At 70.2% G+C, this 12,911-nt stretch carries 13 protein-coding genes; 2 read left to right on the top strand and 11 right to left on the bottom strand.

Annotated features, from left to right (window positions below; translation table 11 throughout):
- Positions 1-205 precede the first annotated feature (205 nt).
- The gene (locus tag MK786_RS15145; RefSeq protein ID WP_241113073.1) at positions 206-2,128 is read left to right on the top strand and encodes a prolyl oligopeptidase family serine peptidase; all 1,923 of its coding nucleotides are present in this window, start codon (positions 206-208) and stop codon (positions 2,126-2,128) included.
- 62 nt (positions 2,129-2,190) lie between these two features.
- Here MK786_RS15145 and hflX read toward each other — a convergent pair whose 3' ends face one another.
- A complete protein-coding gene (gene hflX, locus MK786_RS15150) occupies positions 2,191-3,708 on the bottom strand; it encodes a GTPase HflX (RefSeq protein WP_241113074.1) in 1,518 nt (505 codons plus the stop codon).
- A gap of 91 nt (positions 3,709-3,799) precedes the next feature.
- Here hflX and MK786_RS15155 point away from each other — a divergent pair, with 91 nt between their 5' ends.
- Positions 3,800-4,441 (top strand): class I SAM-dependent methyltransferase, encoded by a 642-nt coding sequence (locus tag MK786_RS15155; protein WP_241113075.1) that lies wholly within the window; start codon positions 3,800-3,802, stop codon positions 4,439-4,441.
- Between the two features lie 6 nt (positions 4,442-4,447).
- Here MK786_RS15155 and dapF read toward each other — a convergent pair whose 3' ends face one another.
- The 10 genes from dapF to MK786_RS15205 form a co-directional block, all read right to left on the bottom strand.
- A complete protein-coding gene (gene dapF / locus MK786_RS15160) occupies positions 4,448-5,359 on the bottom strand; it encodes a diaminopimelate epimerase (protein WP_241113076.1) in 912 nt (303 codons plus the stop codon).
- A gap of 30 nt (positions 5,360-5,389) precedes the next feature.
- On the bottom strand, positions 5,390-5,812 hold the full coding sequence (locus MK786_RS15165; protein WP_191763057.1) for a GNAT family acetyltransferase: 423 nt from the start codon (positions 5,810-5,812) through the stop codon (positions 5,390-5,392).
- Entirely contained in the window at positions 5,809-6,744 is a 936-nt protein-coding gene (gene miaA, locus MK786_RS15170; RefSeq protein ID WP_241113077.1) for a tRNA (adenosine(37)-N6)-dimethylallyltransferase MiaA, read from the bottom strand. Before miaA ends, MK786_RS15165 begins: the two co-directional genes overlap by 4 nt.
- On the bottom strand, positions 6,741-8,291 hold the full coding sequence (gene miaB, locus MK786_RS15175) for a tRNA (N6-isopentenyl adenosine(37)-C2)-methylthiotransferase MiaB (protein WP_241113078.1): 1,551 nt from the start codon (positions 8,289-8,291) through the stop codon (positions 6,741-6,743). The genes miaA and miaB overlap by 4 nt, the downstream gene beginning before the upstream one ends.
- Before the next feature lie 60 nt (positions 8,292-8,351).
- A complete protein-coding gene (locus MK786_RS15180; protein ID WP_241113079.1) occupies positions 8,352-9,230 on the bottom strand; it encodes an ABC transporter permease in 879 nt (292 codons plus the stop codon).
- Entirely contained in the window at positions 9,227-10,147 is a 921-nt protein-coding gene (locus tag MK786_RS15185) for an ABC transporter ATP-binding protein (RefSeq protein ID WP_241113080.1), read from the bottom strand. The genes MK786_RS15180 and MK786_RS15185 overlap by 4 nt, the downstream gene beginning before the upstream one ends.
- 98 nt (positions 10,148-10,245) lie before the next feature.
- The gene (locus MK786_RS15190) at positions 10,246-10,848 is read right to left on the bottom strand and encodes a regulatory protein RecX (protein ID WP_241113081.1); all 603 of its coding nucleotides are present in this window, start codon (positions 10,846-10,848) and stop codon (positions 10,246-10,248) included.
- Positions 10,849-10,978: 130 nt separating this feature from the next.
- Positions 10,979-12,028 carry a recombinase RecA gene (gene recA, locus MK786_RS15195; protein ID WP_191763067.1) on the bottom strand — a complete coding sequence of 350 codons (1,050 nt, stop codon included), beginning with the start codon at positions 12,026-12,028 and terminating at the stop codon, positions 10,979-10,981.
- Positions 12,029-12,273: 245 nt separating this feature from the next.
- Positions 12,274-12,498: a DUF3046 domain-containing protein gene (locus tag MK786_RS15200; protein ID WP_241113082.1), complete on the bottom strand. Its 225-nt coding sequence runs from the start codon at positions 12,496-12,498 to the stop codon at positions 12,274-12,276.
- 21 nt (positions 12,499-12,519) lie between these two features.
- A complete protein-coding gene (locus tag MK786_RS15205) occupies positions 12,520-12,828 on the bottom strand; it encodes a helix-turn-helix domain-containing protein (protein WP_191763071.1) in 309 nt (102 codons plus the stop codon).
- Between the last annotated feature and the right edge of the window lie 83 nt (positions 12,829-12,911).

Below are 12,911 nucleotides of genomic sequence, written 5' to 3' on the forward strand. Positions count from 1 at the left end.
CGCGGACCCGCGCACGCTCGGGGTCTCCGGCGGCGCGGCGTCATCGCGGGCGGGTGCCGGGCTCGGCTGTCGCTCCCTGCCCGGCCCCGTGATCTCTCTCGGGGACCGTCCGATTCGGACGACCGGGCGACGATGGGTCCAAGCTAGCCGAGCGCCGCACGCAACCCCCTCCCTGTGACCTTCTGTTTCGCCGTAGCGTGGTCTCGTGACGACGGAACTGCCCTACGGATCCTGGCCCTCCCCGCTGTCGGCCGAGGCGGTGTCAGCCGCATCGCCCCGCATCGAGGGGGCGCGGTTCGTGGGCGACGAGGTGTGGTGGGGCGAATCCGTACCCGAGGAGGCCGGCCGCACCGCCGTGCGCAGAAAGGCGCCATCCGGTGAGGTCTCCGACGTGATCGACGCACCGTGGAGCGCGCGCTCGCGCGTGCACGAGTACGGCGGCGGCGCCTGGACCACCGTCGTCGGTGACGCGCTCGTCTTCGTCGAGAAGGCGGATCAGCGCGTGTGGAAGGCCGCCCCCGGCGAGCGCCCGAGAGCGCTCACCCCCCTGGCCGGCGACATGCGCTTCGGCGGACTCACCTGGGAGGGCGGACGTCTGCTCGCCGTGCGCGAGACGCATCGCGACGGGGCGGCTCCGCATCGTGACATCGTCGAGATCCCCGTCGACGGAAGCGCGGTGGAGGATGCGGCGCGCCTCCGCTCGCTCGTCGAGGACAGCGACTTCCTCGCCCATCCCGCTCTGTCGCCCGACGGCACCCGACTGGCCTGGGTCGCGTGGAATCATCCCGACATGCCATGGGACCGCGCGGAGCTGCGCGTCGGACGCCTCGAAGGCGGTCTCGTCGCCGAGTGGACGACCGTCACCTCGGGCGCCACCGCGCCGCTCCAGCCCATCTGGGTGAGCGACGACGACATCGTGTTCAGCGACGACCCGACGGGCCGGTGGAACCTGACACGGCTGCGGCTGACCGCCGACCTGCACTGCGAGGACGTCGCCTCCGCCGACGCCGACACGGGAGGCCCGCTGTGGGTGCTCGGCCAGCGGTGGTTCGCCGTCCTCGACGATGGCCGCATCGTCGCGGTGCGCACGAACGGCTCGGACGAGCTCGTCCTGATCGGGACCGATGGCGAGGTGCGGCCCCTTGCCGTCGATGCCGTGGCCGGCATGTCGATCGAAGACATCCGAGGCAGCAGACTCCTGCTCAGCGGCGCAGGAGCGGCGGGAGCCGGCCTGTGGGACATCGACGTCGACGACCCCGGCGCCGCCCGGCTGCTCGTCGGCGGCCGCACGGCGTGGGGCGAGGAGTGGATGCCGCGCCCCCGCGCGGTCACGGTCGACGGCCCGCGCGGCCCGGTGCATGCCTTCGACTACCCGCCCACGAACCCCGGCGTCACTGCGGGCGCCAACGAGCGCCCGCCGTACGTGGTCTTCGTGCACGGTGGGCCGACGTCGCACGTGGGGGGCGCGGCATCCACCAAGATCGCGTACTTCACGAGCCGCGGGATCGGCGTGCTCGACGTCAACTACGGCGGCTCGAGCGGATACGGGCGCCCGTACCGCGAGCGCCTGCTCGGACAGTGGGGCGTCGTCGACGTCGACGACGTGATCGCCGCCGCACGAGGTCTCGCCGCCGAGGGCGCTGCCGACGCGGATCGCCTCGCGATCGCGGGCGGGTCCGCCGGCGGCTGGACCGTGCTGTGCGCGCTGACCCTGTCCGACGCCTTCGCCGCCGGGATCAGCCGCTACGGCGTCGCCGACTTGCGGCGACTGGCGGAAGACACCCACGACTTCGAGGCGCGCTACCTCGACAGCATGGTCGGCCCGCTGCCCGAGGCCGAGGCGCTGTACGTCGCCCGCTCGCCGCTGTCACGGCTCGACCGGCTGCGCACGCCGCTGCTGATCGAGCAGGGGCTGGACGACCGCGTCGTGCCGCCCTCGCAGTCCGAGGCCGTGCGCGACGCCCTCCGCCGGAACGGCGTGCCGCACGCATACCTCGCGTTCGAAGGCGAGGGGCACGGGTTCCGCCGCGCCGAGACCGTCGTGCGCCAGCTCGAAGCCGAGGTGGCGTTCCTCGGCCGGGTGCTCGGGTTCAAGCCCGACGGCCTGCCCGCGCTCGAGCTCGACTGAGCACGTGTCGTCGCGCTGCGCCCCGTCGTCGAGCGAGGAGCGGAGCAGCACGACGAGACGCGTCAGCGTACGAACGGCGCGAGCCGTGCGGCGAGGTGCTCGCCGACCCGGGCACGCACCGCGGTGCCGCCCTCCTCGTGCTGCTGCTCGAGGATCATCCCCTGCTCGTGGATCGCCGAGACCAGGTCGCCGCGGTCGTAGGGCACGAGCACGTCGATCTCGACAGCGGGAAGTGGCAGCGCCGCCTCGATCGCCGCACGCAGCTCGTCGATCCCCTCACCGGTGCGCGACGACGCGAAGAGCGCCTTCGGCTCGAGGCCGCGCAGCAGCAGGCGCTCGTCGTCACCGATCAGGTCGGCTTTGTTGAAGACGACGAGTTCCGGGATGTCGCGCCCGCCGACATCGCCGATGACATCGCGCACGGTCGCCAGCTGCGCAGCCGGGTCGGGGTGCGAGCCGTCGACGACGTGCACGATGACGTCGGCCTCGCCGACCTCCTCGAGCGTCGAGCGGAACGCCTCGACGAGCTGGTGCGGCAGGTTGCGCACGAACCCGACCGTGTCGGTGAGCGTGTAGACGCGGCCGTCGGTCGTCTCGGAGCGGCGGACCGTGGCATCGAGCGTCGCGAACAGAGCGTTCTCGACCAGCACGCCGGCGCTCGTGAGCCGGTTGAGCAGGCTCGACTTGCCGGCGTTGGTGTAGCCGGCGATCGCGACCGAGGGGATGGTGTGGCGCTTGCGCTCGGCGCGCTTGGCGTCGCGCGCGGGCGCGAACTCGCGGATCTGGCGGCGCAGCTGCGCCATCTTGGTGCGGATGCGACGGCGGTCGAGTTCGATCTTCGTCTCACCGGGTCCGCGTGAGCCCATGCCGGCGCCGCCGGCGCCGACCTGGCCGCCGGCCTGGCGGCTCATCGAGTCTCCCCAACCACGCAGACGCGGCAGCAGGTACTCGAGCTGCGCGAGCTCGACCTGAGCCTTGCCCTCGCGGCTCTTGGCGTGCTGGCTGAAGATGTCGAGGATGACCGTGGTGCGGTCGATGACCTTGACCTTCACGACGTCCTCGAGCGCACGCCTCTGGCTGGGTGCCAGCTCGGTGTCGGCGATGACCGTGTCGGCACCCACGGCGGCGACGATGTCACGCAGCTCCTGGGCCTTGCCCCGGCCCACGTAGGTCGCGGGGTCGGGGTGCGGTCGCCGCTGCAGCACGCCGTCGAGCACGACGGCGCCGGCGGTCTCGGCGAGCGCGGCGAGCTCGCGCAGCGAGTTCTCGGCGTCCTCCTGCTCACCCTGCGCGTGCACGCCGACCAGCACGACGTTCTCGAGTCGCAGCTGCCGGTACTCGACCTCGGTGACGTCCTCGAGCTCGGTGGACAGTCCGGGCACGCGGCGCAGTGCGGCGCGCTCCTCGCGATCCCACTGCTCGCCGTCGGTGTCGGCGGTGGCGACCGTCGCCTCGTCCTGGAGCGCCTGCGCGGCGCCGAACACACGCACCCCCGAGCGCGCTTCAGCGCGCGCCAGCACGCGATCCACCGGGTCCGCCGGCGTCTCATCCGTGCTCCGAGGTGTTGTCGTATCCGTCATGTGTTCCTTCCGGGATGCCGTTTCCAGCGCTCATCGGCCAGTTCGAGGCATCCGTGAATTCTAGTCTGGTCCTCCGCTAGGCTCGTCAGCCATGGGCAGCGACCACTACTTCAGTGCCACGCCCGCCAGTCCAGAGAATCTTCGTCGCGTCCGCGTCACGCTCGCCGGCCGCGAGGTCGAGGTGACGACCGCGGGCGGCGTGTTCAGCCCCGACCATGTGGACTCGGGCACCGGTGTGCTGCTGTCGAACACGCCTCCGCCGCCACCCGGCGGGCACCTGCTCGATCTCGGGTCCGGTTGGGGACCGATCGCATTGAGCCTCGCGCTGGAGTCCCCGCACGCGACCGTGTGGGCCGTCGATGTGAACGAACGCGCTCTCGATCTGGTGCGACGCAACGCCGAGGCGCTGAGCCTCTCGAACATCAACGCCGCGCTGCCCGACGATGTTCCCGACGACGTCGCGTTCCGCACGATCCGCTCCAATCCGCCGATCCGCGTCGGCAAGCACGAGCTGCACGGCCTGCTCGAGCGCTGGATCCCCCGACTCGACGAGCGCGCCGACGCGTGGCTCGTCGTGCAGCGCAATCTGGGGTCCGACTCGCTGCAGCGCTGGCTCGCCGCGACCTTCGAGCGGGGCTACAGTGTGCAGCGCGCGGCGACCGGCCGCGGTTTCCGCGTGATCAAGGTGCGGCGCCACGGCTCGCCGCCGAGCGAGCCGATCGACCTGCCCTGAACCGCTTCAGGCGAGGGCGACCTCGCCCGAGTACACGAGCGTCGCCGGTCCGGAGAGCAGCACGTGCTGCTCGCCGTCGACATCCGGCCGCTGGATCGAGTGCTCGCGAAGCGAGTGTATCGAGATCATCCGCACCCCGAGAGTTCCCCCGGGCACCTCGACGGTCCAGTGGTCGGGAGCCGCAGGCCCCGCCCAGTGCCGCACCGCGAGCGCAGCGGCCGCGACGCCGGTGCCACAGCTGAGCGTCTCGCCCACGCCGCGCTCGAAGACACGCATGCGGATCGAGCCGACGCCGTCGCGCACGAGCGGGTCGCTCGGCACGACGAACTCGACGTTCGCGCCGTGCGGCGGCTCGGGGTGAAGCTGCGGGAGCACTCCGAGGTCGAGGGCCTCCAGCTCGCGATGGTCGGGCAGGGCCACCACGATGTGGGGGTTGCCGACGTCGACGCCGAGGCCCGGACGGGGCGCGCCGATGCCTCGCGCGCGGACGAGCACATCGTCCGATTCGATGCGCCACGGTCCGAGATCGACCTCGAAACCGAGGTCGCTGCGGGTGAGGGTCTTCACGCCGGCGCGTGTGGCGATCCGAAGCGGACCGTCGTCCAGCGACGCCCAGCCGACCTCGGCCAGATAGCGGGCGAACACGCGGATGCCGTTGCCGCACATCTCGGCGCGGGAACCGTCGGCGTTGCGGTAGTCCATGAACCACTCGACACCGGACGCCGCAGCCTCGGCACCCTCATCGACGGCGGCAGCGCGCACGACGCGCAGGATCCCGTCGCCGCCGATGCCGAACCTTCGATCGCACAGCACGGCGACCTGGTCGTCGGAGAGATCGAGTTCACCGTCGCGATCGGGCACGATCACGAAGTCGTTGCCGGTGCCGTGACCCTTGGTGAACGCGATAGTCTGCGGCATCGTGCCAGTCTATGGGCGCGCAGCTGCGGTTCAGTCGGCGATGAGGCGCTTTCCCGTCGCCCAGGTCTCGAACGTCTCGAAGCCGAGCGCCTCGTAGAAGCCCTGCGCGATGTCGTTGTCGGGCCGCACCATGAGCTGCACCTTAGGGCATCCCATGTCGAGCAGCAGCGCCTCCGCCCGCTCCACGAGCGAACGCGCGATGCCCTGCCCGCGCCGGGCCGGATCGCTCGCGAGGTAGTAGAGCCAGCCGCGGTGTCCGTCGTAGCCGGCCATCACGGTGCCGACCATGTCGGCGCCGTCGACTGCGACGAGGAACAGCTCGGGCTGGACCTTCAGCTTGCGGCTGATGTCCTGGTACGGGTTGTTCCACGGCCGGGTGAGTTTCGTCGCCTGCCACAGCGAGACGACTGCTTCGGTGTCGGGAAGTTGGAAGGCCCGGATCGCGACAGTCATGCTGTCGAGTCTGCCAGGTCCGCGGCATTCGCTCCCGGAGTCGTCCACAAGACGCCGGCATAGCGCCTGAACCACGAGACCTGCCGACGCGCGTAGCGGCGCGTGAGCGCCTGCGTCTCGGCGATCGCCTCGGCCTCGGTCATCCCACCCTGCAGCTGGGTCAAAGCCTGCGCGTAGCCGATCGCCCGTCGTGCCGTGACGCCGCGCTCGAGCCCGGCATCGCGCAGCGACTCGACCTCCGCGAGGAGGCCGTCGCGCCACATCCCCAGCACCCGCTCGTCGAGGCGTGCGACGAGTTCGTCGCGGGGAACGGCGACGCCGATGATCACGGTGTCCTCGCGCCAGAGGACGGGCTCGTCAGGCAGCGCAGCGCCGTGCGTGCGCTCCCCCATCTCGAGGACCTCCAGCGCGCGGACGATCCTGCGCCCGTTGCGGGGGTCGACGCGTTCCGCCGTGGCCGCGTCGAGTTCGCGCAGCCGGGCGAACAGCGCTCCCGGGCCCTGCGCCTCGAGCTCGGCCTCGAGACGCTCGCGCACGGCCCGGTCCCGCGGTGGGAACCGGAAGTCGAACAGCACGCTCGAGACGTACAGGCCAGAGCCGCCGACCAGGACGGCGTCGGCACCGCGGCCGTGGATCTCGTCGATCGCGGCTCGGGCCGTCGTCTGATACCAGGCGACCGCCGCGTCCTCGGTCGGATCGAGGGCGTCGAAGAGGTGATGAGGGATGCCGCGCCGCTCCGATTCCGGCAGCTTGGCGGTGCCGATGTCCATGCCGCGGTACAGCTGCATCGCGTCGGCATTGACGATCTCGGCTCGACCGCCGCGTGCGACGATCGCCTCGGCGAGGTCGAGCGACAGCGAGGTCTTGCCCGTTCCCGTCGCGCCGACGACCGCCCACAGGCGCGGCGCGCGGGGGCGCGTGGCGGCGGTCACACTCCGATGCGCAGCGTCGGAAGCCCCAGCGAGACGGCGCGCGGCGCGCCGGTCTCGCCGGCGGGAGCCGGGACACCGCACGACTCGGCCTGCGTGCGGTCCCACGCGTCGCCGGAGCGCGTGCGCCGGATGCGCAGCGGCGCCCCGTCGGGGCTGTCGGCGAGCAGGTGGAAGGGCGCGGCGTGCGTCACGACCACCGAGACGACGTCGCCTGGACGCGGGAGGTCGGATCCCTCGGGCACCTCGAAGTGCACGAGCCGGTTGTCTTCGGCGCGGCCGGTGAGGCGGTGGGTCGCGGCATCCTTCTTGCCTTCGCCGGTCGAGACGAGCACCTGCAGCCCGCGCCCCACCTGCTTCTGGTTCTCCTCGAGCGAGATGCGCTCCTGCAACGCGACGAGTCGCTCGTAGCGCTCCTGAACGACGGCCTTCGGCACCTGGTCGGGCATGGTCGCGGCCGGGGTGCCCTCGCGGATCGAGTACTGGAACGTGAACGCGCTCGCGAACCGCGCCTGCTCGACGACCCGCATGGTGTCTTCGAAGTCCTCGTCGGTCTCGCCCGGGAAGCCGACGATGATGTCGGTCGAGATGGCCGCGTTCGGGATGCGCGCGCGCACTCGGTCGAGGATGCCGAGGAACCTCTCGCTGCGGTACGAGCGGCGCATGGCCTTCAGGATGCGGTCGCTGCCCGACTGGAGCGGCATGTGCAGCTGCGGCATGACGGCGGGCGTCTCGGCCATCGCGTCGATGACGTCGTCGGTGAAGGCTGCGGGATGAGGACTGGTGAAGCGGATGCGCTCGAGGCCACGGATCTCGCCGGCCGCGCGCAGCAGCTTGCCGAACGCCTGACGGTCTCCGAACTCCACCCCGTACGAATTGACGTTCTGGCCGAGAAGGGTGACCTCCATCGCGCCGTCTTCGACGAGGAGACGGATCTCGTTGAGGATGTCGCCGGGGCGACGGTCCTTCTCCTTGCCGCGGAGGCTCGGCACTATGCAGAACGTGCAGGTGTTGTTGCACCCGACGGAGATCGACACCCAGCCGCTGTAGACGCTGTCGCGCTTGGCGGGGAGGGTCGACGGGAAGATCTCGAGCGACTCGAGGATCTCGAGCTCGGCCTCGCCGTTGTGACGGGCGCGCTCGAGCAGGCTCGGGAGCGACCCCATGTTGTGCGTGCCGAAGACGACATCGACCCACGGCGCCTTCTCCTGGACCGTGTCTTTGTCCATCTGGGCGAGGCAGCCGCCGACGGCGATCTGCATCCCCTCGTGCTTGTCTTTGCGCGACTTCAGGTGGCCGAGCGTCCCGTAGAGCTTGCCGGCCGCGTTGTCACGCACCGCACAGGTGTTGATGACGACGACGTCGGCTTCCTCGCCGACCTCGGCGCGCACGTAACCCGCGCTCTCGAGCGAGCCGGAGAGCCGCTCGGAATCGTGCACGTTCATCTGGCAGCCGAAGGTGCGCACTTCATAGGTGCGGGCCTTGCCGTCGGCGTCGCGCGCCGCGTCGGAGGGCGCGATGAGGGTCGGGAGTGGGGACGGCATGGTCATGATGCGTGCCATTCTACGATCCGCCGATGGGAGGCCGTCCCGTCCGGTCGGTGCGCGGCCTCAGCGAATGCGTCGGCGCATGCGTCCGGCGGACACCGCCGTGCACACGACCGAGATTCCGATCAGGACGACGATCACGACCCATCCGGGGACCTCCCAGTCCCCGATGGAGAGATCCAGCCCGTACATGGCACGCAGCGGTTCCTCCGCACCGGGGGCATCGGCGGTGATCACGGCCAGCGTCTCGTCTGAGAACTCTCGGCGCAGCAGCATTCCCGCCTGCGCGAACGGCAGCGCCGCAACCACGTTGGCGACGCCCTCGGGGAAGACTCCGATCGGGATGTATGCCGCGGCGATGAAACCGAGCACCGTGCCGACGATCGTGGCGAGCCCCGAAAACGCACCGTTGGTACGGACGAACGACACGATGAGTGCCGAGAACGCCGTGAAGGCGACGCACGAGAGCGCGACGATCGCAAAGCTGCGCGCGATGGCTGCGGCGCCGAGCCACGTCCCGCGCAGCACCCCGAGGTAGAGGATGCTGATCACCAGGACGAACACCGACAGCACGAGCGCGACGGCCACAGCGGACAGGAGGTAGCCGAGCACGAACTGACTGGGCCGGAGCGGCGAAACGAGGAAGTCGCGGAACCGGCCGGACTGGTCATCGTCGACGAGCACCGCGAGGCCGCCGAGGCCCGTCGTCACGGTCGTGATGAGAAGGATGCCCGCGAACATCCAGCTGTCGACGAAGGCCTGCACGTCGGCCGTCGACGCCCCGGGCAGCGAGTCGGCGAGTCCTGCAGTCTGGAGGTTGCCGAGGAACAGCGTGTAGAGGCCGAACAGGATGACCGCGCCCAGGAGCGAGAAGAACACGTTCAGGCGATCTCGGAAGAAGAGCCGAAGGTTGCGGTGGACGATCGCCCATACGACGCTCATGCCGCGTCCCCTCCCGCGGTCGACTTTCCCGTCAGCGTCAGGAAGACGTCGTCCATGCGGCCGTGCCGGAACTCGAAGTCGCGGACTCGGTCACCGTGGGCGGCGAGCAGGGCGCGGGCCACATCGGCATCGGGGACGCCGATCACCACGACATCGCGGTGACGGACGGGCTCGGCGCCGGCCGCGCGTGCTGATGCGACCAGCGCTTCGGGATCGTTCGTGGTGATGCTCAGGATGCTGCGGCTGTGGCGAGCCCGCAGTCGCGAGGGGGTGTCGTCGGCGACGATACGGCCCTCGTCGATGATGCAGACGCGCGCCGCCTCTTCGGTCTCTTCGAGATAGTGCGTGGTCAGGAAGATGGTGAGATCGCCACGGGCGCTCAGCTCATGGAGCGTCCGCCAGACGAGCGCACGACTGCCGGGGTCGAGCCCCGCGGTGGGCTCGTCGAGGAACAGCACCGCGGGCTCGTGGAGGAGCGCGCGTGCGATGTCGACGCGCCGGCGCTGGCCACCGGACAGCCGCCCGTACCGCTGATCGAGGAATCCATCGAGCCCGATGAGAGCGGATACGTAGCCGATCCGGGTGTCGAGCGGCTCGCGCGCGATGCGCGACAGGCGCCCGCGCAGCCGCAGATTCTCTCGGGCGGTCAGCAGCGGATCGAGCAGCGACTCCTGGAAGACGACGCCGATCGACTCACGCACGCGGTCGCCTTCACGGCGTACGTCGTAGCCGTTCACGACGACGGTCCCCGCGTCGAAGGGGAGCACCGTCGTGAGGCATCCGATCGTTGTCGACTTGCCCGCGCCGTTCGTGCCGACGAACGCGAAGACCCCGCCGTCCGCCACCGAGAACGAGATGTCGTCGACGGCGACCTTCTCGCGGTAGCGCTTGGTCAGGCCGCGGACCTCGACCGCCATGCCGACTCCCTCCGCCTCCGGTCCGAACATACCGTCATCCCGCTCCGGCCCGTGCCCGGAGTGTGCGTTGCCCTCGCGAGGGCGCCGCGTCGGCCCGCTCAGCGGAAGCGAACGCCGCGCGACCCGCCAGGAGCGTCGTCGAGCGCCGCACGCGCGGCGGACAGCGCGATCGAGCCGCCGTACCCGCGCCGTGCAAGCTGACCGGTCAGCCGCCGCACGGCGGTGTCGCGGTCGAGGCCCTGCAGCGACCGCGCCTTGCCGCGCGCGAACTCGAGCGCGCGTTCGAAGTCATCGTCGGGCAGCGACGACAGCGCCGCGTCTGCGACATCGCGCGGGATGCCCCGCTTCGCGAGCGTCTGCGCGATCGCCTGCCGACCCTGGCCCTTGCGCTCGGCGCCGGCATGGACCAACTGCTCGGCCAGCGCTCCGTCATCGAGGTAGCCGTACTCGTCCATCAGCGCGATCAGGTGCTCGACCGCATCGGGGCGGAGGGAGTACTCACGCAGGACTCCTCGGGCCTCCGAGACCGACAGCGACCGGGTGCGCAGCTTCTTCAGCAGCGCCTTCTCGGCGAGCTCGACTTCGCCCGCGCCAGCACGGTCATCCGCCTGGTCGAGCTGGGGTCGGTCGTCGGCCCATGTCGGGTGCCACGCCTCGGGATCATCCCCGACAATGTCGTCGGCATCTCGCTCAGCGGCCACGATATCGTCGCGCTCTGTGGCGTCGGTCGCCGAGGCTTCCGAGCGCGTAGGGGCGGAAGGCGGCGGCCCGCCGAACAGCGGGATCACGGGGGCGAGCGTCTCGTGCTCGCCCCCGTCATCGTGACGCATGTCAGGCCGGACGGCGCGCGGCCAGATCGTCAGCCGGCGCCTCGACGGCCTTCGGCTGGCCGATGCCGAGCTTCGCCTTGATCTTCGACTCGATCTCGGCCGCAGTGTCGGCATTCTTGATCAGGAAGTTACGGGCGTTCTCCTTGCCCTGACCGAGCTGCTCGCCGTCATAGGTGTACCAGGCACCCGACTTCTTGACGATGCCGTGCTCGACCCCGAAGTCGATGAGGCTGCCTTCCCTCGAGATGCCGACGCCGTAGAGGATGTCGAACTCGGCCTGCTTGAACGGCGGGGCCATCTTGTTCTTGACGACCTTGACGCGCGTGCGGTTTCCGACTGCGTCGGTGCCGTCCTTCAGGGTCTCGATGCGGCGGATGTCGAGGCGGACCGAAGCGTAGAACTTCAGCGCCTTTCCACCGGCGGTGGTCTCGGGCGAGCCGAAGAAGACGCCGATCTTCTCACGCAGCTGGTTGATGAAGATCATGGTGGTGTTGGTCTGGTTGAGACCACCGGTGAGCTTGCGGAGCGCCTGCGACATGAGACGCGCCTGCAGACCGACGTGGGAGTCACCCATCTCGCCCTCGATCTCGGCCTTCGGCACCAGGGCTGCGACGGAGTCGATCACGACGAGGTCGATCGCACCCGAGCGCACGAGCATGTCCGCGATCTCGAGCGCCTGCTCACCCGTGTCGGGCTGCGACACGAGCAGCGAGTCGATGTCGACGCCGAGCTTCTGCGCGTAGTCGGGGTCGAGCGCGTGCTCAGCGTCGATGAAGGCGGCGATGCCGCCGGCACGCTGCACGTTCGCGATGGCGTGAAGCGTGAGCGTCGTCTTACCCGACGACTCCGGGCCGTAGATCTCAATGATGCGGCCGCGGGGAAGCCCGCCGATGCCGAGGGCGACGTCGAGGGCGATCGACCCGGTGGGGACGACCTCGACGGGAGCGCGCTCGTCGCTGCCCAGCCGCATGACCGAGCCCTTTCCGAACTGCCGGTCGATCTGGGCGAGGGCGGACTCGAGGGCCTTCTCGCGGTCAACTGCTGAGGGCATGACGTGCTCTTTCTGCTCGCGTTCCGTCGCCTGTAGGCTGTCGCGCTCCGGCCCCGGTGGGACGGATGCTGCGACAAGGCGTGAGGTGTCGTTCGACGGTGTTCACGCTAGGGCTGGGCTCCGACATCCGTCTTCGCTCGTCCGCCGACGTGAACAGACATCCTTCGACACCTGCTGTGCAGGAGCCTACGCCGGTATCGAACAGACATTCGACAACACGCCGCGAAGCGTGGTGCCCGCGCAGGTCAGCGGCGCTTGGGCTCGAGGCGTCCGACTCCGTAACGGCGATCGGCGGGCACGTCCGTCTCCTCGCACAGGGCGAGCCAGACCTCGCGCGGCGGCACACCGGCGGCGAGAGCCTCCGCTGCCGTGCGCGAGCCGACGCCGGAGAGCACCAGATCCGCGATCAGTGCGCTCCCCCGGCTGCCGAACTCATCGCGCACGGCGCGTTCGAACTCACTGCGCCTCATGCGTCGGGGAATCCGCAGCGCTCAGCGCAGCGACAGCTCGGCGTCGACAGCCGCGACCAGGTCGTCGGGCACGACGTCTGGGAAGGTCTGCAGACCCTCGAGCACGGAGATGCGGTCGCCGACCTCGCGCATGATGGTCGAGATGGGGACGTCCAGCGCCTCGGCCACGGACGCGAGGATCTCGCTGGAGGCTTCTTTCTGACCGCGCTCCACCTCGCTCAGATAGCCGAGGGCGACACTCGCGCGACTCGCGACCTGACGGAGGGTGCGACCCTTCTGCTGGCGGAAATCACGAAGCACTTCGCCGATCTCTTGACGTACCAGGATCATGGTGGGCCCCCTCCTCACTTGTGATTCCGCTGTCCGGGGTGGATAACAGTACCGCACCGGATGATGCCAATCTAATCCCGCGA

The sequence above is a fragment of the Microbacterium sp. CFH 31415 genome, from assembly GCF_022538185.1.
Taxonomy (GTDB): Bacteria; Actinomycetota; Actinomycetes; order Actinomycetales; family Microbacteriaceae; genus Microbacterium.

Coding starts and splice junctions, on each gene's coding strand:
- MK786_RS15180 (WP_241113079.1), bottom strand. CDS start 9,230: ATGAGCGTCGTATGGGCGATCGTCCACCGCAACCTTCGGCTCTTCTTC.
- dapF (WP_241113076.1), bottom strand. CDS start 5,359: ATGCCGCAGACTATCGCGTTCACCAAGGGTCACGGCACCGGCAACGAC.
- MK786_RS15155 (WP_241113075.1), top strand. CDS start 3,800: ATGGGCAGCGACCACTACTTCAGTGCCACGCCCGCCAGTCCAGAGAAT.
- MK786_RS15205 (WP_191763071.1), bottom strand. CDS start 12,828: ATGATCCTGGTACGTCAAGAGATCGGCGAAGTGCTTCGTGATTTCCGC.
- MK786_RS15165 (WP_191763057.1), bottom strand. CDS start 5,812: ATGACTGTCGCGATCCGGGCCTTCCAACTTCCCGACACCGAAGCAGTC.
- MK786_RS15200 (WP_241113082.1), bottom strand. CDS start 12,498: ATGAGGCGCAGTGAGTTCGAACGCGCCGTGCGCGATGAGTTCGGCAGC.
- hflX (WP_241113074.1), bottom strand. CDS start 3,708: ATGACGGATACGACAACACCTCGGAGCACGGATGAGACGCCGGCGGAC.
- miaB (WP_241113078.1), bottom strand. CDS start 8,291: ATGACCATGCCGTCCCCACTCCCGACCCTCATCGCGCCCTCCGACGCG.
- MK786_RS15185 (WP_241113080.1), bottom strand. CDS start 10,147: ATGGCGGTCGAGGTCCGCGGCCTGACCAAGCGCTACCGCGAGAAGGTC.
- recA (WP_191763067.1), bottom strand. CDS start 12,028: ATGCCCTCAGCAGTTGACCGCGAGAAGGCCCTCGAGTCCGCCCTCGCC.